Here is a 22836-nt window from a genome sequence, read left to right as displayed (position 1 = left end):
TGGTTGGCGACCGGTCAGCGGCCACCTAGCTCGACGCTGGCGATCTGGTCAAAGGAGTCCATCGAGTAGACGTCAACGCCGGCGGCGGTGGCCACAACGAGCCATTCGTCGATCAGCAGACCGCGAATTGCCACATCCATTTGGGCGGCGGCGCAACTGCCCCAGTCCAGGTCGCCGCAGCCGTAGCTGTTGGCGGGCCCGGCTTGCGCGGTTGGAACCGGCAGGTCTTTGAGCCGCCAAAAGCCGCTGTCTGGGTCGTAGGAGTAGACCACATAGCTGTACTTGTAGCCTCCACTGGAGTCATAGGACCAAGTTGGGAAGCCGATCAGGCTTTGCTCGGTGTCAACGAGCACGGCCTTGTGGTTGTCCAAGGCCTCAGAACCAGACGCCGCCAGATGCTTGCCGGCAATCAGGTCGACCGCATATGGATCTGAAGTGTCGAACATGGCGAGTTTGAGGCCATCGGTTCTGCCGTCTTCGTCTCCGTCAACACCCAGGCCTAGCAGCTTACCTTCGGCCCAGGGGTGGAGGTAGGCACTGAAACCGGGAATCTTCAAGGCACTCATGACTTCAGGCTGGCTTGGCTGGCTCAAATCGACAGCGAAAAGCGGGTCGGTTTGCCTGAAGGTCACCACGTAGCCAACTTCACCGTCAAACCGGACAGATTTGACCGTCTCGTCTTGGGCTAGGTTGTCGACCAAACCAACCACTGCCAAATCGCTGTCCAAGACATACAACGAGACCTGACGGAGCCATTGTTCGCCGTCAAACCCGGTTACGTCCACCGCCAGGCGTAGGAAACCGTCCCTTTCATCCAAAGAGAACTGGTTGAGCAGTTGCCCTGGAACCGCATCCTGCGCGGCCGCCGCCAGTTGTCCTTCGTTCAGGGCCAGGCGGACAATAGTCGTGATTGGCCCTTCGTAGGTCGCCTCACCGTCCGCGCCCCACGCCAACTGACCGTTCCAAATGGTGGCAGCCAGGAATAGGTTGTCCGGGCTCATGTAGATAGTCTCTGCACCAGCCAGAACCGTTTGCGCACTGAGGCGTTCGGTCGCGGCCAGGTCGATGGCACTAGCGACGGCGTAGCGGGCTTGCTCGGCCGGGGTGACCAGAAGAATGTCATCGGGCACCATCGCACTGGCCACCTCGCCGTCATGGATCATAGGCACATAGGTGGATGGGTCGGCTTGGTCCAGTTGGTCGGTGTCATTGAGCGAATAGTCGCTCACCAGGTAGAGCACGTTGCCTACCAAACGTGAGCTGGCGTAGGAACCGGATTGCCCAAAGTAGGTGATCAGTTCCGGACTGGCCGGGTCGGAGACGTTGTACAAGGCCGCCACCGTTTGTTCGACCTGGTACGGCACGTAGACGGTGTCCTGGTTGCCGCTAATGGCAGACGCGTCAACCTCGTAGGCCTGGGTGAAGACCACCAAAGTGTCGCCGCTCAGCATCATGTCCAAGACTGCGCCAGGCACGGTCGACTCAGCCAAAGCCGTGTCGATGGTGGCCACCTGACGGGTGTTGGCGCCATCGGGCAAGAGAATCTCTACCCGGGCGCCTGAGGCGACGTACAAGGCTTTGCCGTCTGTTTTGACAATGTCACCCTCATCGATACCAGCCACCTGGGTGTTGGTTAGAGAGAATTGGTACTGTTCGCCCTGGCCAGTGGGTGTTAGACGGTAGTCCTGGGCGGCACCCTGGCCGGCGCCTGGGGCGGCGTCGGCGACAAAATCCCGCTCGCCGTTGAAGGGCACACCGTCAAGGTCCCCTCCCCTGCCTCGGCCGGCGGCCTGATTCGCCAAGGCGGCCTCGACCGCTTCGTAAACATCGGCATAGGCCGCCGCCGGCACCACCTCAATCGTTGAAGCCGGGCCGCCCGCCGCCATCAGGCCGGTGCCCCCCACCACCGGCGGGCGCGAGACGGCCCAGACTCCAACGCCGGCCGCCAGCGCCAGGCAGGCGGCCGCGGCAAACCACGGCACGGCGGTCGAGCGCCACCACTTTGACGCCTTGGCTGCGATTACCGGCTGTTTTGGTTCAGGCTGGCCCCCTTTCGAGGTCTGATCAAGCTGGTCCAACCGCCCCATTAGGCCGCCCACCAGGTCATCACTTGGCTTCATTTGCTCCGCCATATCGCGGAAGATTTTGTCATTCATCGAACAGCTCCCCCAAGCCTTCACGCATCAGCTTTCGCCCCCTGGACAGCCGCATTTTGACCGCGCCCAGCTCTAGCTCAAGCTCCTGGGCGATTTGGGCGGCCGGGTGGTCGGCGAAATAGAACAAGTACAAAACGGTCCTGTAGGACAACGGCAATGAGCAAAGCGCCCGGAAAATGGCGTCTTGTTGCTCTGTGGCGAATTGGAAAACCGCCGGCATGGCGTCGAGATCCTCGGTCGAAAGCGGCACCACTCGGGTGCGCCAAGAATCGGCCGCCATGCGCCGCGCACAGATCAGCGCCGTTCTAATCAACCAGGCCTTGCGGTGCTCTTCGCTGCGGCATTCGGGCTGCTTGCGGTGATAGGCCAGGAAGACTTCCTGGAAAACATCGTCGGCGTCGCCCTGGCAGCTGGTGTGCGTCAGCGCAATCCCGTAGACCATGTCCTGGTAGCGCTGCACCACCTCGCCTGTGCCGAGCGGAGGCGCGGCACCTTCCACTTGGGCGTCCCTGGCGGGGATCTGGCTCATCGGCACCTCCTGGTCTACCGATAACTCCATCTAGGTGGCCAAAAGGTAACAGCCTGAGTCAGATTTGTCCCAGATCCGCGCTGGGTCCGGGCGCTACTGCCAGGTACTGGCCAGCATCCAGGTACCGGTGATGGGCTGGCCACCGTTGTCCTGGCTCACAACCGACAGGCCTGGCACCTCGACCCAGTGGAAGCGGTAGGCCGTACCGGTGGAGATAGGCAAATCGACGTACTCGATTGGGTTACCAGCTGTGTCGGTGTCACTTAGCAGTTCACCTGGGAAGTCCGGGTCATCGGCTTGAACAAACCGGTCATTGTGTGTGCCATGGTCAAAGAGGCTTCGATTGGCCGCGGTTATTTCCAGGGCTTGCCGCTGGAGTTCGAAATAGTCGCCCCCGGCAATGGTGCCCTCGTCGACGTTGCCGTAGTAGAGAATGCCGGCCAGCATCTTCAGCGATTCGCTGACATGTACGGTCGCTTTAGTGGCCTCCGGGTCGGCGCTATCTGGCACTTGGGCGCAGACGGTGTAACTGGCTTCGTATTTGAAGACGTACTGGCCCCAAATCTGTTCAGGGCTGTTGTCTTTGGCTGCAATCTGGATTGGGTTGAAGGCGTCGTCAGAATAGGGCCAAGACTCGGCATTGTCGCAGCCAGTACGGTCATCAGTTGGCACCCACGGGTTGGCTAGTCGGTCCATGGCGAACAGAATCCGCTGCTCGCGAGTGAACTGTGAGGAGTAGAACTCATCCGGTGTGGCCTGGGCCATGGACTCGCGCAAGGCATAGTATTCCTCGGCCGCTTTTTCATCGGCGGATAGTTCTGTGGCTTTGGCCCTGGGGGTGTTTGGGCTTTGGTTCGAACCGTCTCCACCCAAAACGCCAATCCAAAACAGCGCTGCCACGACCGCCGCCGCCAGCACCACCACTGCGACCACAAGCAAAGTGATCCGCAAACCTTTGCCGCGCTTACGCGACCGGCTTCGCCTGGCCGCGCTGCCGGCATCGGCCCTGGTAGCTGGTACGGCCGGTGGCACCGTATCGTCTGCCGCCGCCGGTTGGGTTATGCCGCTGGCTGGTGTTGGTTGGGACGCCGCATCGACTGGCGGCTGGAGAGGTGTGCCGCCCGATGCCGGCGCCACAGTTGGCCCCGCCACCTGCCCTTGGGATTGGGCCCGGCGCAATGCCACAGCGGCTGAGGCGGCCGGATCGCCGAATGACTCGAGCCAAGTCAGCAACTCCGGGGTCATACCAGGATGTGCGGCTACAGCCGGCCGCAGGGCCGGGTGGTGGTAAGCAGTCGCGATCAACTGGTCGGTCGATGCCGCCGGATCGCCCAGGATGGACTGGGCGGTGGCTTGATCGATCGGATAGGGAACGCTCATGAGTGGTCCTTAAAAACCGCTGGCGGCATCGGCTGTCGCCAGCCTACGCCCGGTGCCCGGCCAAGGCCAGCTTGGGGCTTGGTGGCCTGTTTCCTTGCCCACTAGGTGACTACTCAGTGACCTCGAAATCATGTGCCTCCCGCTCGGCGCCGTTGGTGATCAGGGTGATTGAGTGGGTTCCCGGGTAGTGCTTTCTTGTGCTCATATCGGCGAATGATTGTGTCTTGTTGTATTGCCGCTTGTCGCCAGTTTTCAGCGACAGCTCCGATATTTGGAAGATCTTCCTGTTCCTCTTCCCATTGGCTTTGACGTAGTCAATCGCGTACTCCAGCCTGACCTTGGTTGGGGCCTTGGCCGCAATTTCGAAAGAGAAGACTAGGTCGCCTCCAAGTTGCACGGACTGTGTCCCCAACTCGAAACCTTCCACGACGATTGACTCCGCTCCCAGAAAACCGAAAATGGCTAGAACCTCGCGATTGGCTTGCTTCAGCAAAGTCCTGCAAGCGTGCTTGACAATCCAGTTGGTGTCTTCATTTTCGCCAAACCAATCCTGCGCCAGCTTCACCACCAAATCCGGGTGAGTTTTCGAGATGTCGTTGAGGTTGTTGGCCACACTTCGGCGCACGTATTGGGACGGGTCAGCCTTCAGTTGTTCCAGAATCGGCAAAATGGGGGTCGGGTCTTGCTTGAAACTGGTTAGGGCCGGCGCCCACGGCAATTGGGGCCGGCAGCCTTCACTGGCGAGCCGGCGCAAGTGTTCGTTCTCATCCTTTGACCAGGCATACATCTGCGCCATCATGCGGTCTTCGTGTTTGATGATGAAGGGCCTGACGGCTAGTTCCGAAGACGCATACTGGGTGTATCTGCCCAGGGCGGCGACCGAGAAATCCCAGTCGTCTTCTTCCTGACCGTAGATCTCGACAAAATCGGGGATGCAGAAAAGGCCCGGGCCGTCGTAAGTAGGGACAACTTGGTCAAATACGCCAATAGCTGCGCGGTAGTCCTGGGGCAAGAATCTGCCCAAGTTCGTGCTGATCTGGCGGCCTCTGGCTAGAAGTTCCAGGCTGTCCCAGGTCTCATCTAGTGTTGATTCGAGAAACTCCTCAACCTTGAAAGACCCGCAAACCGACTGAATCGCCAGCGCGAACTGCCGCAGCGAGGTGGGGTTGAACATATCCTTCAGCGGTTCCGGCATGGGCGCACTTCCTCCCTTGGAAAGGTCTTTGCCGGCCAAGGTACCTGATGTCGCCCTGGCCTCCTGCGGTTGTGGATGAGCGTGTTCAAACGAGCCCTCGCCGGCGGCGCCGCGGCAGGTCATTCAGGGTTCTGAGGCGACCGCTCCGCTGGTCCGTCTCCAGCCAAGGCGGCGCCGGCCACTTTGCGGTCCATCAAAGCAACACCGCCTCCCGCCGAATGTCGTCATCAAGCCCCGCAGTGAGGCCGCCGTATGAGACCAGGTCAACCTCGCGCCCCAAGACGGCTTCGATCAGTTTCTTGAATCTGAGAAAGGCGAACGAACCTGTCCCTTGGGGAGCCTCAACCAGCAGGTCAATGTCGGAGTCGGGACGGGCATCGTTCCGCGCAACCGACCCGAACACCGCCAATCGCGAGTAACCCGCGTCCTCAGCCATCAACTTGAGGATGGGTGAGGCTGCCTCAACCAAAACCTCCGGAGGCAGTGCACCGAGGTCAGGAGCAAACTTGAACTGCTGGCTCACTGCCGGTTGGCTGATCCCCAATTGCCTGGCGATTTGGCGCTGACTCATGCCGGTGGCCACCATCGCTCGAAGTGCCAGTACACGTCGAAGCCGGGCAGTCTCCTCGCTGCGCCTTGCCCTCAGGTACAAAGCCGATAGTGTCATAAGGCAATCTTATAGGGTCTGATCGGTCCGACCAAGGGCTCGCGGGCATGTTGGCCGGGCCATCGGCAGGGCCGGTACTGGCAGAGCAACAACCCTCTCTGCCGCTTGGGATCGCCGACTCACTGAGCCGCCGGGCGGCATGTCGGTGGGTCAACGTAGGGTTGTGGTGTGATCGAGTTTCGGTCGGTCTCCAAGACCTACCCGGGCGGCACCGTGGCTGTCGCAGACTTTTCGCTGCAGGTCCCGGCCCACCGCACGGTGGTGCTGGTTGGTTCCTCTGGTTCCGGTAAGACCACCCTGCTGCGCATGGTCAACCGGATGGTCGAGCCGACACAGGGCGCCATCTTGATCGACGGCCAAGACGTGCGCAGCCAAAACCCGGTGGCGCTGCGCCGTTCGATTGGCTACGTCCTGCAACATGGCGGCCTACTTCCCCACCGAAATGTGGCAGACAACATCGCCACGGTCCCCCTGTTACGGGGCACACCCCGGCGTCAGGCCCGGTCCCAGGCGCTAGGACTGCTCGAGCGGGTTGGCCTTGACCTTTCCCTGGCGCGGCGCTACCCGAGCCAGCTGTCCGGCGGGCAACAGCAGCGGGTTGGCGTGGCCCGGGCCCTGGCAGCCGACCCCAACATTTTGTTGATGGATGAACCGTTTGGAGCTGTCGACCCCATTGTGCGGCGCGAACTGCAAGACGAATTGCTGCGTTTGCAGGCAGAGCTGGGCAAGACCATTTTGTTTGTGACGCACGATGTCGATGAGGCCTTCCGCTTGGCAGATGAGGTTGTGGTGTTGCGAGAGCGGGCGGTGGTGGCGCAACGGGGTACCGCGGCGGCGATCTTGGCCGCACCGGCTGACCAGTTTGTGCGCAGTTTTGTCGGCGCCGACAGCTCCGAGCGCCAACTTGGGACGCGGCGCATAGACGGGCAGACGATTGCCGTCGACAGCCACGGCCGGCCAGTCGGGTTGCTGCCGTGACCTGGCTGACACTGAACTGGCAACAGGTTTTGCGACTGTTGGTTGACCACCTGGCCCTGAGCCTGCCGGCGATTTTGCTCAGCATTATCATCGCCACGCCGATTGGCTGGCTGGCCCACCGGCGGCGTTGGCTGGGCCGTCCCCTGCTAGGCCTGGCCACCTTGATGTATGCCATCCCGGCCCTGCCTTTGCTGATCATGATCCCCGTGGTCTTCGGGTTCTCGCTGCGGTCGCCCCAAACCATGGTTACCGCCCTGACCATCTACGGGGTCGCTCTGCTGGTCCGTACCGCAGCGGACGCCTTTGGCGCTGTCGACCAGGCGACCCAAGAATCAGCCACGGCCGTTGGACACTCTGCGCTTAGCCTGTTTTGGCGGGTGAACCTGCCATTGGCTATTCCCGTGCTGGTTTCTGGCATACGCGTAATGACTGTCTCCACAGTTGGACTGGTCACCATTGGCGCCTTGATTGGCGAATCTGGTCTTGGGCTGCTGCTAACTGACGGCTTCCAGCGCGGTATCACGGCCGAGGTTCTGACAGGACTGTTAGCCACTATGGCCCTGGCTGCGCTACTCGATGGGTTGGTACACGCCAGCGGGCGAGCGCTGACGCCCTGGGCACGGGCCGCCGGCCGGCCCTCCAGGCAAGGGGCAACGGCATGAACAATTGGTCCGCCGCCTTCGCCTGGCTGACAGACACCTCGAACTGGGTAGGGGCACAGGGCATCCCCACCAGGGTTGGCCAACACCTGGTTATCACGGCCACAGCCATGGCGCTGGCCAGCCTGTTCGCCCTGCCTGTCGGCATCGCCATTGGCCACACCCGGCGCGGTGCTGTCCTCATCGCTGGGCTGGCCGGGGCCGCCCGGGCGGTCCCAACCCTTGGTCTGCTGACACTCTTTGGGCTGGGCCTGGGCATTGGGCTGAAGGCTCCACTCTTGGCCCTGGTGGTACTGGCCATACCTTCGCTTATGGCCGGCGCCTACGCCGGCATCCAGGCCGTCGACCCGACTGTAGTCGACGCGGCGCGCGCCATCGGCCTGCGCGAAGGCCATATCGTGTGGCGAGTTGAAATCCCGCTAGCTGCGCCCGTCATTATTGGCGGGATCAGGGCCGCCACCCTCCAAGTCGTGGCCACGGCCACACTGGCCGCCTACATCGCTGACCAGGGCCTTGGGCGGTACCTATTTGCCGGGCTGAAGACCCGCGACTACGCCCAAATGGTTGGCGGTGCGCTCATAGTCATTCTGTTGGCGCTGGTCATGGAGGTTGTCCTGGCGACGGTCCAACGCCTGGTCGCCACCAAGGTGACCCACCCTCATCTGGCCAATTCCGGCTAGTCTCGCTGCAAGGAAAGGAACCCGCCATGCTCCGCCGTAACCTCGCCATCAGCTCCGTCCTATCAATCCTCAGCCTTGCCGGGCTGACAGCCTGTTCCAACGCCGACCCACTTACAACCGGTTCGGACAAGGCGGCCGGTCCAGTCATTGTGGTCGGTTCGCAGGACTACTACTCGAGCGAAATCATCGCGGAGGTATACGCCCAGGCTCTTGAACAAGCCGGTTTCGAGGTCGACCGTCAATTCCGGATTGGCCAACGCGAGGTCTACCTGCCGGAAATCGAACAAGGCAAGATCGACCTGTTCCCCGAGTACACCGGCCCGCTGCTGCAGTACCTCGATCCGGAGACTACTGCCAAGCTGCCTGAGCCGGTCTACCAGGAGTTGGTGGCCGTAATGCCCCAAGGCTTACGCCTGCTCGATCAATCGCCGGCGACCGATCAGGATTCCTATGTGGTCACCGAAGCCTTTGCGGACCAGTGGGGATTGACCACAATTGCTGATCTGACCAAAGTGAGCGAGCCGCTGGTTTTGGGCGCGAACTCCGAGGCCGAAACCCGGCCCAACGGGCCCAAGGGTTTGCTCGAAACCTATGGTGTTGAAGCCTCCTTCACGCCCATTGAGGACGGCGGCGGTCCGCTCACGGTCAAAGCACTGAAGGACAACGAAATCCAACTGGCCATCATTTACACTGCCGACCCATCAATCAAGGCCAATGGTCTGGTTTCGCTCGAAGACACCAAGGGGTTGTTCCTGGCCTCACATGTGGTGCCAGTGGCCAGTGACAACGTCAACGCCGAAGCGGCTTCAATCATCAACCGGGTCAGTGCCGCCATGAACCCGCAAGAACTGATCGCGCTCAACGCCCGCAGCGTCGACGAGCAGCTGCCGGCCAAGACCATCGCCCAGGACTGGCTGGCTCAACACGAGATTGGGAAGTGACCGCCATGCAGATCGCTGAAGTACTGATTGACGCGTTTGGACGCATCCGCGAGGAGGTCGAGCGGGTTTTGGAGGGCCTCGATGACCAGGCCTTGGGAGCCCGGGTTGATCCCGAGGCTAACTCGATCGCCTGGCTGATTTGGCACCTGACCAGGGTGCAAGACGACCACCTGGCCAAGGCCTTTGATACCGAACAGGCTTGGACGGCTAAGGGCTGGGCAGAGCGGTTTGCGCTGCCTTTCGATGTGGCCGAGCACGGCTATGGTCACACCTCAAAGCAGGTCGGGGCTCTGTCCGGTGTTGGCCGGGAACTGCTGGGCGGCTACCACGAGGCGACTTGGCGGCAGAGTGTTGACCTGCTTGGCTCGGTCACTGGCGACGATCTTGATCGCGTGGTTGACACTAGATGGACTCCGGCCGTGACGCTGGGTGTTCGCCTGGTCAGCGTCATTGCTGACGACCTACAGCATGTTGGTCAAGCGGCCTATGTGCGCGGCTTAATCGAACGGAGCCACAGCCAAGCTGGCTGAGCCCACCCGACCGAACCTGCGCCATCGGGCGGGGCATCCGAGCGGACCAAAGTGGCGCCGCCCTGTCCAACCGGGTCAGTCGATCCGCTTGCCGGTCACAAAGTTGAATCTGGCCTGGTCTAGGGAATCACCCTCAGGCGAGTTTGAATCGACAACAATTGTCATCCCATCATCGCCCACTTCGACCGTGGCCCAGGCAAGTCCCCCGCGACCTGTTTCGGTGACCCAAGCGTCGATGCTTTGATTTAGTGCCTCATCGCGGGGGTCCAGACACTCGAAGGCCCTGACCACATGGTCTACCTGCATGTCGCCAAGGTGAACCTGTTCAAGCCGCCAAATCGCGCCATAGGGCGAGAGATCACTGGGCAGGTTCAGGTCAACAAACGAATCAGCCGAGACACCCGAGAGCGTGGCGAACATGAACGGATTGCCCTCTCGCAGCTGGAAGGACAGGTGGGGTGCGCCGAATCTGCCAAATCCGAAGTCCGTGAACTCGGCCGGCAGACCGGTGAAGGGGGCCGTCCGCCAGCCAGATACACATTCGCTGTCCTGTATGCACTCCGCCAGAGGTTGGTTGGTGCCTTCGTTTAGCAGGTTGCGGTTGATGAAGTCGATGTAGTTGACCCCGTCGTAGAAGAAATCAGACAGCGCCATTTGGTGTCCATCCAGAAGCCTGAATGCCGCCGATTCGCGGGTGAGCTCAGGCCCACCGCCAAGCGGCACAACCACACTGCGGCTGACCATCAGCAGATCTCTCGAAGCCCTGGCAGTTGAAACGACGCGCCAGATGGAGGAGCTGATGTCACCTTTGGACCCGTCCGGCGTCTTGGCCGGGGGCAAGGCTTTGAACCAAGCCTGGGCGGCGGACTCGGCCTTCGGAAAACCGGGTACCTTCACATCCAGGTACATGCCGTCACTATCGGTCACCACGCAATCGGCAAAGGGGCAAGGATCTGGCCCAAAAGGCGCGCTCAGGCCCTTTGGCCCGCCGGTGCCATTCGACTCGGTGGTGTTTTCCGGGGTTGAGCCTTGGTAGCCGTAGCCGCTATCTGGTGGGACCATATTGTCTTGCTCCAGCGGCACATAGCTGGCGGCCGAGGCGAGTTGTTGGCCTTCGCTGGACAACAGCCAATCTACAAGCTGCCGGGCGGTTGAGTCTGCTGGCTCATCGGCCCGCAGGACGGCATAGTAGTAGGTCAGGTAGGGGTAGGTTTCGTCGGCAATAGTCTCGCGAGTGGGATCCACCCCGTCGATGGACAACGCTTTGACATTGTCCTTGGCATTCATTTCCTGGGTGTAGTAGAAAACCGAATAGCCCAGCGCCTGTTCGGAATTGTCGTAGCCCGAAACCACGTCGATCAGCCCAGCCATGGCGGATGGCCTGCGTTCGGCGGGCGCGTCCAGTGGCGTGGTACCGGCCATGGCTAGCTGCAGGAACAGGGTCTGCGAGCCGGAGTTGACCGGTCGCTGGTAGGCAATGATGTCTTGGTCGGCGCCGCCAACCTGGCTCCAGCTGCTGGTTTTGCCGCTGTAGATGTCCTTGACCTGCTGATCAGTCAGGCCGTCCACCGGGTTGGCAGTGTTGGCCAAGAAGATCAGTGCGTCTTTGACAATTGGGATGACTTCTAGCTCAATGCCAGCCGCCTGGGCGGCCGCCTGTTCCTCCTGCGAGGGAGCGGTGACAAAGATGACGTCCTTGCTTTTGGCAATCAGGTTGTCATAGGCCTGAGGCGTGGTGTTGAACTCCATGCCGTCGGCGGTGCCGCGCAGTAGCCGCAACGCCGCCGTCATCAGGGGGATCGTGGCGGTCGAACCGTCGATCCGCTCAACCAGCTCGGCGTCAAACACCGGCCTTCCATCGGCCGCCAGCAAGGTCCCACTCGGCTTGGCCACCAGGTCTGGTTGGTTCTTCGCTTGTGCACAGCCAGCCAGCCACAGCGCTGCCGCAACCATGACCGCCATCGGCCGGAATCCTCTTGCCGCCATGTCAACCATTCGCTTGCCGGGATGCCACCAACCGCCCGCCGCAAACTCTACCTGGAGCCCAGGTCCGGCCGGGCGGGAAGGCCGCAACGAACCTTGGGAACAGCGTTCCTTCCTTGACCTGGCGCTTGACGTCTGACTGCCCCATACGGCGAGCCTGTCCGGCGACTTGACCATGAATTGCGCCAAGGCCGATGGAGTCCGGTAAACCTACCTGGAGGCTGGGAGTCTGCCGGCTTGAGGGCGTTCGATAGTCCCTGGGCAGATATGCACTAGCCCTGGTGCTAGATCTGCATTAGGCATGGTGTCAAACCGGCATTTCAGACCGCAATTTGCGTCTTGGCACACCCGCGGTGGACGTCGCTGTTCAGATCTTCACCGGCCTACCCGGCCTTGGGAGGTCGCGTCAGGCTTTGCTGTTGAATCCGGTTGACTGTCCTTCACCGGCGTGCAGCCATTCAGGCGCGTAAGCCTGGCTAATGCCATCAAACGAGTGCGGACCTGTTGGGTCAAGCGTGATCAGGGTGCGCGGATGAAAGTTTGGTATGCGGCGTAGCGGAGCCAACTCGCGTTCTAGGGTGACCGGATCAGCGGTCGTCTCTGCCACCTGAATGTATTCAGTGTGATCATTCCACTCGACCACAAAATCCACTTCCAAGTTGTCCAGTTTGCCGGCGAAAACCCTGCCGTGTCGTCGCAGCAATTCGAGGTAGATCACATTCTCCAACACGCGGCCCCGATCCGGGGCTGAACGTCCCAGCATCGCCGTGCGAAGGCCTGGGTCAACCAGGTAGTACTTTTGGATCCTCTCCAGCCGGCGCTTGCCTCGAATGTTGTACCGATTGACTGGATAAAGCAGATAGGCCTCAGCAAGTCCGTCCAGGTAACTCTCGACTGTTGGCGCGGTGACTCTCCGGCCCTTTGAGGTCAATGTGTCGGCAATCCGCCTTGGTGACGTGAGGTTCCCAATGTTGTCGGCCATGAAACTCACGACATCGAACAGCGCCGCCATGTTAGCGACCCGGCGGCGCACAGCTACATCTCGACCAATGATCGTGTCGAGGACGCCACCTAGGTACTGGATTACTGCGGTCGGTTGATCCTCCAGCTGTAGCGTGAAAGGGAAGGAGCCGTACGAAGCGAACAGCCGGTAGGCGTCCAGGGATGCCACTCGACTCCGGCCAGATGTCCACTCGCGAAAGGACAGCGGCAGAATCGAAAGCTCGACATATCGACCGGTCAACCGTGTGGCCAGATCGCTAGCAAGCAGGCTGGCATTCGACCCAGTGATGTACACGTCAAGATTTGCCTGAGCCCTAAGGCTGGCCACCGCCTTTTCGAACTCCGGGACCAACTGGACCTCGTCAATAAAGACGTAGGTTGTGCCAGATTCTGGCGCGCGAGCCATCACATGTTCGTAGAGAGCTACATAGCTGGCAGCCGATTTGTGGTGGTCCACGTTCTCCAGGTCAATCGCGATGATGTGTTGATCGTCTACCCCGGATGCACGCAGGTGATTCTCGAACAGACGCAACAAGGTGGACTTTCCGCACCGCCTAACACCAGTCACAGCCTTGATGACGTCCTTGTCCCGCCAGGTTGTTAGCCACGACAGGTACTCCTCGCGTGCAACCAGTTCCATGGCACCTCCCTCGAAACGTACTTTGCAAAACCTCTGGTCTCGCGACATTTGTAAAACCCATTATATGTATCCCGCGCGCGATGACACCGGTCCAGCTAGGTCAGCTGTGGCATCGTTGGTGGTAGGAGGTGGCAAGTGGACGTTGCTGTTCAGATCTCGACCGGCACGCCCGGTGCGAGCGCCATCGACGAGCGAACACTTATCAGCCGGCTTGAGGTGATTAACAGGGCGGCGCCGCTGACCTGTGCCCTGATCGGCTGGAACCCTGAGGCCTGGCCGGCGCGCACCGCTACTTGGCTGCGCGATCAGGGCACAGCGGTCTTCCTATGGCTGCCGGTCTTCTCCGGGTGGGACGACCTGGCGCCGCTGGTTGGCCAAGAAGGGTTGCCGGTCAGCCAGACCTACAGATCAGCTGAAGGAGAACGATTCGATTTTGGTTGTCCGGCCAACCCAGTCAACGTTGCCGCCACCCTGCGCCGCTTCGATGAGGTCTACGCCAGTCAGGACTACGACGGCGTATTCCTCGACAAGATCAGGTTTCCCAGCTTCATCGACGGCATGGCCACTGTGGCCACCTGCGACTGCTCTTCTTGCGTGTCCCGCTTCGGCCCCAGGCCCAAGCTGGGCGCCTTCGAAGGCGACAACCCGCTGGGGCTGCGCGCCTACCAAGACCTGAGATGGGAGGTTGACTGCGAGCGCGTCGCGGCCCTGTTCGCCTACAAAGCAGCGGCGGTCACGCACTCCGTCAAGGACCTGGTCGACGGCTTCCGCGAGCGTGGCAAACTGGTTGGCCTTGATCTGTTCGCGCCGTTCTTGTCCTATTTCGTTGGCCAGGACTATGCCGCATTGTCACCGCTTGCCGACTTCGTTAAGCCAATGCTCTACCGGAACACCAATGCGCCTGCCGGAATCCCGTTCGAACTGGATAGTTTTGCCGCCGCCTTTGGCGGTAGTCCTGCCGATTGGGCCCGCCGGAAGGCTCACCTGCAAGGACTGCTGGGACTGCCAGCCATCGACCTGAGCTTTATCAACAGTGAACTCGACGCCGCCAGGGGTGTGGCGGGCTCAGCCAAGGTTTACGCTGGCTTCGAGGTCAACCGCACCTCGGTTGCACCAATCACTCCGGCCTACGTGGCGGAAAGCCTAGGTGGCCTTAAGGCCGACGGGTTTGCTTTGTCTTGGGACATAAACCAAGCTCCGGTCAACAACGTCAAGGCAATCGTCGAGGGCCTACGCGCCAGACAGTGACCGGCGCACTTCGTCCAGTACCGCCGGGCTGGCACCGAGCGCGTCAAAGGCCATCAGAGCCGCGCCAAGCACCGGCGGATCAGTCACGATCACTGAATAGGCCAGCGGCTCACGCATAGCCAGTTTGGCCTCGATTGCCTTCACCAACGGTTCGGGCCGGGCTGCCAGAACACCGCCGCCCAACACGATGGGGCAGGGCTGGCCGGTCACCCCGAGTCGCCTGAGTGCAGCCATGGCATAAGCGACGACCTCTTCGGCCTGCCGGTCAACAACTGACAAGGCCACTTGGTCACCAGCCTGCGCCGCCTGGAAGACTACCGGCGAGAGTTCTGGGATGGCGTCCTCGTCCAGACTGCCCGTATGGTAGCCGAGAGTGACTTCATCCATGGACTTGACGCCAAGCGCCTTTGGCGTCAGCTCCTGCAAGATGGTGGCCGGACCCCGTCCATCGGCAGCGCGGGCGGCGTGCCAAATGGCCTCTGTGCCGAGCTGCCGGCCGCCGCCCCAGTCGCCGGAAACCTCACCGATGGCAGCGAACCAGGCGGTGGCACCGCTGGCCGCCCGGCCAACGCAATTCATGCCGGTACCGCAGATGACGGCCACGGCCGTGGCTTCATCAGTCCCGGCTCGCAGCAAAGGGAAGGTGTCGGTGTCAACGATCAAGCCGTGCCGCGCCCAGGGATAGCCGCGCACTGCATCAGTGAACTCTTGTTTCTCATACTCCCAGTCAAGACCGGCAAAACAGAGCGCCGCCATTTCGACTGTGACCACCTCGTCCGGAAGGCCGGCGCCTGGCATGGTGGCGCTAATGATTTCTGCCTGCATCTTGTCCAAAGCCTGGTCAAGCCGTTCCGCCGTCCCAGCCGCCCCGACCTCGTAAGGCGGAAAGGCGGGTTGCCGCGACCGGGCCAGCAGCGACCCGTCTAGGCCGAGCAGCGCCAAATCGGTCTTTGAGCCACCGCCGTCGGCGACGAACACTGCCTGGGCCATACTAGGCAGCCCAAGGTAGGAACTGACGGTTGACCGAGAGCAGCTCGTCTGTCAGCTTTTCGGCCTTTTCGAATTGCCCAACCAGCGGGTGGGCCAACATTGCCGCAACGACACGCTGCCGCCCGCCCTTGATGGCGGCTTCGAGAGCCAACCTCTCATAGGACGCGACATGCGCGATTAGTCCACGCGCGTCATCGGACACTGGATGGCGAGCCGGCGAATCGGCAGTGTCGGCGCCGGCCGCGCCAATGCGGGCAGGTACCTCGATGACGTGATCGTCGGGCAGGAAGCTCAGCACGCCGTCGTTGCGAACGTTCACCGCCTGCATATCCCCTCGGTCCGATGTCAAAGATGCCAATAGGTCAACAGCGGCGTCCGAATAGAACGCGCCGCCGCGTTCGGCCAGTTCTGGCGGCTTGGTCTCAAGCGTCGGATCGGCATATTTGGCGAAGAGCGTCTTCTCGAGATCCATAACTTCTTCCGCCCTGGTCACAGCGCCTGGCGCCGTCTGCTTGCGGAATACCTGGTCATGGGCATAGAAGTACTTCAGGTAGTAGGACGGCACGGCCTGCTGCGCCTCGAGCAGCCAGCGGGGTAATTCGACATCTTCGGCTATTTCATCACCGAAATCTCTCAGCAGATCGCCAAGCCGGTCCAGGCCATTAACGTGGACTCCGCGCTCCCAGGTCAGGTGGTTGAGGCCAACGTGGTCCAGTTCGACTTGGTCCCAACCAACACCCAGCAGATCGGCGAAGTGGCGACGGAACCCGATCGCCACGTTGCATAGCCCGATGGCGCGAAAACCTTCTTGCAGTAGCGCGCGCGTAACAATGCCCACCGGGTTGGTGAAATCGATGATCCAGGCGTCTGGCAGGGCGTAGCGGCGAGCCAGCTCAGCCAACTCAAGGACCACCGGCACGGTACGCAAGGCTTTGGCGAAGCCGCCGGGTCCCGTCGTTTCTTGGCCCAGGACGCCGCAGCAGTGAGGGAACAGTTCGTCGGTCTGGCGGGCGGGCTGTTTGCCAACGCGCAACTGGAACAGCACCACGCCCGCGCCGTCGACGGCGGCGACTGGGTTGTTGGTTGTGGTCACGCGCACCTGGTAGTCGTCGTGGCGGAACATGCGCCTAGACACGCCACTGGTCCGTTCCAGCCGCCAGGCATCTGGATCCAACAGACACAGTTCGTCCAAGGGAAACACCTGGCGCAGCCGGGCAAAGCCATCGACCAGCTCCGGCGTGTAGCTCGAGCCACCGCCAATGACGGTAAGTTTCATAGCTTGCCAATCCCTCCTGTGGGTGTTTGCGACCTGGGCAAATGCCCCGACCACAGCGGCGGGGTGTGATGGCCACCGCTCATCAGAGCCCCGGCCCTCCAAGCCTGCTCATTTACCCTCATGAACCAGTCCTCCCCGTAGGCAGGCCAGGACCCGATCCCCGACCAGGCCGCATTCGTCATCCTCGACCAAATCTGGCTCAAGGTAGAGCGTTCGGCTGTCGGTCGCTAGAACCGCGATCCGGGGCTGGCCGGACCACAATTCCTCGGCCACGGTGAAAGCGTCACGCCCCAATGTGGCCTCATCGACTTCGACAGCCAGTCTGGGCAGATCCGCGCCCCCCTCATTGTGGGGATCAATTTGGGTTCGAACGCCCGGCACCGGCGAAAACAGTTGGGCCCACCGCGAGCACCACGCCTCGCAGCGGGCCCGCTCGGCCACCTGGTCCAGGGCCAAATACCGCTCAACCGCAGCCAGCAAACCCACGATCTCCTCTTTGCCGGCTTTCATCGACCGAGCAAAGCGCTGGTGAGGTGCCCCGTTGGCCCGGGCGGCTTCGATCATGGCTGTCGTGCCCACCATCAAGCCACTAGCCTGCGGGCCCTTCAACTCCTTGCCGCCACTAAATACCGCCAGATCGGCGCCAACATCCTTGGTGTAATGCCACAGGTTGCTACACGGCGGCAGCTGGGCCGCGGCATCGACAATCACCGGTATGCCACGGGCGTGGGCAACGCGGACCACCTCGGGTAACCCCAGGGCCCCTGGGGCGTAGCGGATTCCCGCAATGTGCAGAACGGCCGCGGTGTTATCGCCGATGGCGGACTCGAGTTCCCAATCAAAGGTCTGCCGGGTATTGCCTACAGTTCGCATGCGGGCACCAGCCAGAGCGATGACCCAGTCGTACGGGTTGCGGTGGGCGGCTTGAATAATGACTTCGTTGGGCAGGCCCTTGCCCGAACCAAGGCGGGCAATCTTTTCCAGCTCACCGCCGGTTCGGCAGCCAAGAATGCCCAGCACCATGCCTGCTGCACAGCCCGAAGCCACGTAGGCTGCTTCGTTCCTGGTCAAGCAGGCCAATCTGGCGCCAACCTTTTGCTGAAGCTGGTGCATGTCGACAAACTCGCCTGCGGCCTCCCTCATCGCGTCAAGCACCACTGATGGCATCCGGCTTCCACCCAACGCCGTCAGCGTGGCCGCCGCGTTGATGACTCGCTCAACGCCGAGCTCCTCGTAGATTCCCATGTCTTTCCTAGGGGCTGCCGAGCAAGCCCGTGGCCGCGGCAATTCACGGTTGTCCAAGGCGCTAACCCTTTACCCCAGTTAGGTTAATCCCTTGTACAAACACCTTTTGCGCCATGAAGAACACGATGATCACCGGCACCATTGCGACAATGGTCGCCGCCATTGTCAGGTCCCAGTTGGCCGATCTTTGAGCCCTGAAAGTCGCTAGCGCAAATGATATTGGCCAGTTCTCTTTCGCCTCGGAAGTGTAAAGCAGCGGACCAAAATAGTCGTTCCAACAGGTGAAGAACATGAAAATGGCGGCGGCGGCAATTCCCGGCTTGGCCATGGGCACGATGACACGGAGCATAGTGCGGAACTCTCCGCAGCCGTCCATCTTCGCCGCCTCGGAGTATTCCTTGGGAATGGTCAGCATGAACTGTCTGAGCAGGAAGACCGAGAATGCGTCTCCCAGCAAGTTCGGCAGGATCAGTGGCCACAAGGTTCCCGTCAAGTGCAGGCGAGCAAACATCACATAGACCGGCACAGCCGTCACCTGCGGCGGGAGCAACATGGCGAAGATGATCATGACGAAAATCACCCGCGAACCCCTGAACCGGATCCGCGATAAGGCGTAGGCCCCGGGAATCGACGAAAGCAGCATGAATATCGTGGACAGCCCCGCGTACTTGAACGAATTGAGGAAGTTCTTGAACACATCAAGCCTGACGAACACCTCGGCATAGTTTTCCGGGTGCCACGACTTGGGCCAGGACAGGCCCGAGCCCGCCTGGGCCGATGTCATGAAGCTTGTCAGGATTACGAAGCAAAACGGCAGCAGGAACATCAGCGCCAGTGCCACCAAGATGGTGTGGTCAGCTAGCAGTGCGGGCAGTGAGCGCCGGCGGTTCAACTGGCCACCTCCGGGTTGAAGTCGCTAAAGCGACGCAAGAGGAAAAACATCACGACGCCCGCCACGAGGAATAGCATGACCGCCATCGTCGAGGCGTATCCCAAATTGTGATACGAGAAACCGTTCTGGTACAGCAACTGCCCGTACGTCAGTGTCGAGTTCTCCGGCCAGCCCATGATTTTGCCTGCTCCGGCTCCGTGTGGCATGTTGCCTGAGGCCGTGGCCGAGGCAACCGATGGCTGGGTGAAGTACTGCAACACCGCGATGATCCCCGTGATGGTCGCAAACAACAGCACCGGCCGAATATTCGGAATTGTGACGTACCAGAATCGTCTCGCGGCACCAGCGCCGTCAATTTCGGCCGCCTCGTATTGCTCGGTCGGCACATTCAGTAGCGATGCCAAGATGATCACCATGATGTCGCCCAACACCCACAAGGCCAAGAAGGCGTGGGCCGGCTTAGCCCACGATGAGTCGGCGAAGAAGCCTGGGTTGTCGAATCCAACCCAAGAAAGCACCGTCTTGATCGGCCCCCACCCGAGAATTGAGGCGATTGGCCCAGAACCGGGATTAAGCACAAAGACGAAGGCGACGGTCGAGGCCACTGGCGGAATCAGCGCTGGCAGATAGTAGATGGTGCGAAACACGCCGCCGGCTCGCCGGGCCTTTGTCAGCATCCAGGAGACGAACAAGGCTCCCACAATCCGCACCGGAACCAAGACCGCGACAAACCACAACGTGTTAAGTGTGGCTTTGCCAATGACCTGATCGTTCCCAAACAGGTGCTTCCAGTTGGCGAAGTTGTTCCACTTGGGTGGGGAGAGCATGTTGTAGCTGGTGAACGAGTAGTACACGGTCATGACCAGGGGGAAGATGAAGAAAATGATGATTCCTAGCAGCATGGGGGTCAAGAACCCCCATGCTGCTAGGCGACGACGAATCGCCAGGCTCATGATTGGCCAACCTTAGCCAACGCCGGCCAACGACAGTTGGTCGTTCACCTGCTTGCTCACGTTCTTCAAGCCAGCGGTCAGGTCGGTGTCCGTGCCTGACTGCCAACGTTCAATGAAGGCTGAGAGCATCTCCTGAGGCGCGGGTCCAATCAGCGAGGACTGGATGGTCATAGAGTTCGGGTTGAAGGCAGCGTCAACGAACACTTGATAGTGCTCGTCAACCTCCAGGGCCGGGCTGTTGAGGGCCGGCAGGAACGTGGGAATGTTCCTCAGGCCGTTGCCCATCTGCACCTGGGCGTCCTCGTTCAGGGCCATGTACTTGATAAACGACCAGGCGGCATCTGCGTTACCGGCACCCTGTGGGATCCCGATGACATTGCCGGTCAAGAAGCCGGCCCCGTACAGGTCCGCATTTTCTGAGCTCATGGGCAGTGGAGCCACACCGTAGTTCATTTCAGGAGCTTGATCCGCGATGAAGGCCGTGCGCCACTCGCCGTCAAACATCATGGCTACGCGACCGGTCTGGAAGTCGTTTTCTTCGGTCCACTGGTTGCCGATAGCAGCGAACCAGGCGTTTAGCTTTTCGTAGCCGCCCAGACGCTTGATCAGATCCTTTTGCCAGTTGAAGAACACTGGCCAACCCGGGTCGGAGTCGATGACTGAGGCTGTAGCTTCTTCATTCAGGAAACGGGCGTTAACCGTCACCGCGAAGTTGGTTTCGGTCATTTGGTAGTACAAGGTGAAGGGCATCAGACCCAGTGTGTCGATGGAGCCATCATCGTTGTACGTGGTCAGCTTGACTGCGGCATCGGCCAGTTCGTCGAGCGTCTTCGGCACGTCGGTAATGCCGGCTTCATCGAACATGTCCTGGTTATACATCAGCGCGTAGGAGTCGGTCAGCATAGGCAAGGTGCACCGAGTTCCTTGGAACTCGCTGTACGATGCCGCGGTCTCGACGATCTGGCTCATGTCGATTCCGTCGGCCTCGATGCGCGGAGCCAAGTCCTCAAATGCGCCGGTGGAGCAGAACACGCCGACCTGATCACCAGCGGAGGACAGCGCCACGTCGATTTTCTGGCCGGCCGAGATCGCCTGGATGATCACATCGTCATCCTGGCCCCCGGACTCTTTGACGGTGATGTCGGGGCACATTGCCTCGAAGTTGTTGATCGCCTCGGTGATTACGTCGGCTTCGCGGTCCTCGAAGAAGTGCCAGAAGATGACTTCGCCTGACCCGTTGCAGGCACCTCCTCCACCCCCCGCGTTCGCTCCTTTGTTCGCGTCATCGGACGAGCCGCAGGCGGCCAGGCCCAGGGTAAAAATAGCGGTTGCACTGATCATTGCGATTGTGTGGCGCAGAGCCACGGAAGACCTCGGTGTCATTAAAGGTTCCTTTCTGAGCTCTCATCGGCGAGAGAAGGGGTCTTCGATTGCCTCTTGAGTTGTAGCGGAACTGTGATCAGTGTTGCGAAACCGTTCTCGCATGTGTTGATCAGTAAGGCCGGTCAGTGCTCCGCGGGCAAGTTCAGGATAGCGGCGAAAACGTGGGGCAGTACAGTCAGTCGAACACAATTCGAATATGCGCAATCCTCCCGTGGTTTGGTCTGCGGTGCCCGTCGCTGGGCCTCGACCGGAGCCGGCGGGTGGTTATGGCCCCTCATGTCCGTGGCAGTACAACGCCCAGCTACCGTAGCATATTGCTACGGTTGCGTTGTAGACTGCCCTCATGTCCACCACCGAGGTAATACCACAACGCCAACTCCGCAATGATGTCAGCGGCGTGCTGCAACGCGTAGCGCTTGGGCGCACATACATCATCACCGTGCGCGGCAAAGAGGTAGCCACCCTTGCTCCGGTGAACCAGCCACGATACAAACGCCTGCGCCCGGCGGGCGACCTGCGCGGCATCAAACGCAGGTCGAGCACCCAGCTCACCAGCGAGACACTCGACGCGCTGCGCGAAGAACGCGTATGAGCACGCTGGCCTACATCGACACATCGGCTGCCGTGAAGTTCCTTGTCGACGAGTCCGAATCAGCTGCCCTGCTGGACTGGGAAGATGACCCGGACATGGTCATGGTGTCCACCGACATCCTCGTGGTCGAACTAGGCCGGTTCCGACTGCGTCACCATCTCGACCCCAGGGCGGTGGACAAGGTGGTCGACAGCATCAACATTGAGCACTTGACACCGGCCGACCACAAGGCGGCCGGGAACCTTCCCGGCGAGAGCCTGCGGAGCCTTGACGCTCTGCACTTACGTGGTGCCCAGGCCACGGGGGCCGATGTCGTAATCACTTACGACGACCGCATGATTGCCGCCGCCGGCCAAATTGGGCTAGCGGTCATTCACCCCGGCAAGTCCTAACCCGGGCCGGCACCACTTTGGACAGGCGCTGTCTCTAGTCAACGTAGATTTCGGGCGGGCGCAGCTTGTCCTTGCGGTCGACCTTGAATCCTGGCAAGCCGGGCGCGAGCATGCCGCTGGCCAGGAAGCTTGCCACTAGCTCCATGAAAGCGCTCGTAGAGACTTCACCTTGGTACACCGTTTCCATGGCGCTGGGCCGTTTCCTAATTAGTCCGCGCGTCTGCACCTCGGGGACCGAGTATTCCACGAGCCCCACGTCGCAGCCGGCCGGTGAAATCGTCGTAAGAAAGGCATATGTCTCTTCATTGGTGATGACTAGAAAGTCACTTTCCTCTTGCCGTGTCTCCATAGCTTGAACTGCTTGGGCAATGGTGTCGACCGTCACAGTATCGTTCCGGTGGCGGCCGCGTCTGAGGTTACGTTTGGTTGAGTGTGGTCGGGTGGCGGGTTTTCGGGGCCTGGCCTGTGGGTTTACTTCGAGTGGCGGCTACCGGGCTGGGTGGATGCCTGGCAACATCAGCTGCT

The 22836-nt window shown here is 60.9% G+C and carries 22 protein-coding genes; 8 read left to right on the top strand and 14 right to left on the bottom strand.

Annotated features, from left to right (window positions below):
• Positions 1-14 precede the first annotated feature (14 nt).
• From FWD29_05640 to FWD29_05620, 5 genes are all read right to left on the bottom strand, one after another.
• On the bottom strand, positions 15-2156 hold the full coding sequence (locus FWD29_05640) for a beta-propeller domain-containing protein (protein ID MCL2803420.1): 2142 nt from the start codon (positions 2154-2156) through the stop codon (positions 15-17).
• Positions 2149-2685, bottom strand: coding sequence for a sigma-70 family RNA polymerase sigma factor (locus FWD29_05635; protein ID MCL2803419.1), 537 nt, complete (start codon positions 2683-2685; stop codon positions 2149-2151). Before FWD29_05635 ends, FWD29_05640 begins: the two co-directional genes overlap by 8 nt.
• 93 nt (positions 2686-2778) lie before the next feature.
• Positions 2779-4065: a hypothetical protein gene (locus FWD29_05630; protein MCL2803418.1), complete on the bottom strand. Its 1287-nt coding sequence runs from the start codon at positions 4063-4065 to the stop codon at positions 2779-2781.
• 109 nt (positions 4066-4174) lie between these two features.
• Complete coding sequence (locus tag FWD29_05625) at positions 4175-5260, bottom strand: DNA alkylation repair protein (protein MCL2803417.1); 1086 nt, start codon at positions 5258-5260, stop codon at positions 4175-4177.
• A gap of 193 nt (positions 5261-5453) precedes the next feature.
• Entirely contained in the window at positions 5454-5927 is a 474-nt protein-coding gene (locus FWD29_05620; protein MCL2803416.1) for a nucleotidyltransferase domain-containing protein, read from the bottom strand.
• A 168-nt stretch (positions 5928-6095) separates the two neighbouring features.
• On the opposite strand from FWD29_05620, the gene FWD29_05615 reads away from it, so the two are divergent.
• Genes FWD29_05615 through FWD29_05595 form a run of 5 tightly spaced genes read left to right on the top strand, consistent with a single transcriptional unit; the run spans position 6096 to position 9715 of the window.
• Complete coding sequence (locus FWD29_05615; protein MCL2803415.1) at positions 6096-6905, top strand: ATP-binding cassette domain-containing protein; 810 nt, start codon at positions 6096-6098, stop codon at positions 6903-6905.
• Positions 6902-7567: an ABC transporter permease subunit gene (locus FWD29_05610; GenBank protein MCL2803414.1), complete on the top strand. Its 666-nt coding sequence runs from the start codon at positions 6902-6904 to the stop codon at positions 7565-7567. The genes FWD29_05615 and FWD29_05610 overlap by 4 nt, the downstream gene beginning before the upstream one ends.
• Positions 7564-8244 carry an ABC transporter permease gene (locus FWD29_05605; GenBank protein ID MCL2803413.1) on the top strand — a complete coding sequence of 227 codons (681 nt, stop codon included), beginning with the start codon at positions 7564-7566 and terminating at the stop codon, positions 8242-8244. Before FWD29_05610 ends, FWD29_05605 begins: the two co-directional genes overlap by 4 nt.
• Before the next feature lie 26 nt (positions 8245-8270).
• Positions 8271-9185, top strand: a complete 915-nt coding sequence (locus FWD29_05600; protein MCL2803412.1) for an ABC transporter substrate-binding protein — start codon at positions 8271-8273, stop codon at positions 9183-9185.
• Positions 9186-9190: 5 nt separating this feature from the next.
• Entirely contained in the window at positions 9191-9715 is a 525-nt protein-coding gene (locus FWD29_05595) for a DinB family protein (protein ID MCL2803411.1), read from the top strand.
• Positions 9716-9790: 75 nt separating this feature from the next.
• Here FWD29_05595 and FWD29_05590 read toward each other — a convergent pair whose 3' ends face one another.
• Together FWD29_05590 and FWD29_05585 are read right to left on the bottom strand one after the other, a co-directional pair.
• The gene (locus FWD29_05590) at positions 9791-11677 is read right to left on the bottom strand and encodes a substrate-binding domain-containing protein (GenBank protein MCL2803410.1); all 1887 of its coding nucleotides are present in this window, start codon (positions 11675-11677) and stop codon (positions 9791-9793) included.
• 427 nt (positions 11678-12104) lie between these two features.
• Positions 12105-13340 (bottom strand): ATP-binding protein, encoded by a 1236-nt coding sequence (locus FWD29_05585; protein ID MCL2803409.1) that lies wholly within the window; start codon positions 13338-13340, stop codon positions 12105-12107.
• Positions 13341-13475: 135 nt separating this feature from the next.
• On the opposite strand from FWD29_05585, the gene FWD29_05580 reads away from it, so the two are divergent.
• Positions 13476-14588, top strand: coding sequence for a hypothetical protein (locus tag FWD29_05580; protein MCL2803408.1), 1113 nt, complete (start codon positions 13476-13478; stop codon positions 14586-14588).
• Here the strand turns inward: FWD29_05580 and FWD29_05575 are convergent.
• The 6 genes from FWD29_05575 to FWD29_05550 all read right to left on the bottom strand — a co-directional run bounded on the left by FWD29_05575 (position 14571) and on the right by FWD29_05550 (position 21327).
• On the bottom strand, positions 14571-15578 hold the full coding sequence (locus tag FWD29_05575) for an N-acetylglucosamine kinase (protein MCL2803407.1): 1008 nt from the start codon (positions 15576-15578) through the stop codon (positions 14571-14573). The two genes, FWD29_05580 and FWD29_05575, sit on opposite strands and share 18 nt — an antisense overlap.
• Position 15579: 1 nt before the next feature.
• Entirely contained in the window at positions 15580-16854 is a 1275-nt protein-coding gene (locus tag FWD29_05570) for a 6-phospho-beta-glucosidase (protein ID MCL2803406.1), read from the bottom strand.
• A 108-nt stretch (positions 16855-16962) separates the two neighbouring features.
• Positions 16963-18099, bottom strand: a complete 1137-nt coding sequence (locus FWD29_05565) for an aminotransferase class V-fold PLP-dependent enzyme (GenBank protein MCL2803405.1) — start codon at positions 18097-18099, stop codon at positions 16963-16965.
• Positions 18100-18160: 61 nt separating this feature from the next.
• Complete coding sequence (locus FWD29_05560; protein MCL2803404.1) at positions 18161-18991, bottom strand: carbohydrate ABC transporter permease; 831 nt, start codon at positions 18989-18991, stop codon at positions 18161-18163.
• The gene (locus tag FWD29_05555; GenBank protein MCL2803403.1) at positions 18988-19944 is read right to left on the bottom strand and encodes a sugar ABC transporter permease; all 957 of its coding nucleotides are present in this window, start codon (positions 19942-19944) and stop codon (positions 18988-18990) included. The genes FWD29_05560 and FWD29_05555 overlap by 4 nt, the downstream gene beginning before the upstream one ends.
• 12 nt (positions 19945-19956) lie before the next feature.
• Positions 19957-21327 carry an extracellular solute-binding protein gene (locus FWD29_05550; protein MCL2803402.1) on the bottom strand — a complete coding sequence of 457 codons (1371 nt, stop codon included), beginning with the start codon at positions 21325-21327 and terminating at the stop codon, positions 19957-19959.
• 343 nt (positions 21328-21670) lie between these two features.
• On the opposite strand from FWD29_05550, the gene FWD29_05545 reads away from it, so the two are divergent.
• Positions 21671-21919 (top strand): type II toxin-antitoxin system prevent-host-death family antitoxin, encoded by a 249-nt coding sequence (locus tag FWD29_05545; protein MCL2803401.1) that lies wholly within the window; start codon positions 21671-21673, stop codon positions 21917-21919.
• Positions 21916-22311, top strand: a complete 396-nt coding sequence (locus FWD29_05540; GenBank protein MCL2803400.1) for a type II toxin-antitoxin system VapC family toxin — start codon at positions 21916-21918, stop codon at positions 22309-22311. The genes FWD29_05545 and FWD29_05540 overlap by 4 nt, the downstream gene beginning before the upstream one ends.
• Before the next feature lie 34 nt (positions 22312-22345).
• On the opposite strand, the gene FWD29_05535 is transcribed toward FWD29_05540, so the two are convergent.
• Complete coding sequence (locus FWD29_05535) at positions 22346-22660, bottom strand: hypothetical protein (GenBank protein ID MCL2803399.1); 315 nt, start codon at positions 22658-22660, stop codon at positions 22346-22348.
• Between the last annotated feature and the right edge of the window lie 176 nt (positions 22661-22836).

Source organism: Micrococcales bacterium, assembly GCA_009784895.1.
In the GTDB taxonomy this organism is placed as follows: Bacteria; Actinomycetota; Actinomycetes; order Actinomycetales; family WQXJ01; genus WQXJ01.
Note: the sequence above shows the minus strand (reverse complement) of the source record. Positions and strands in the feature narration are given on the sequence as shown.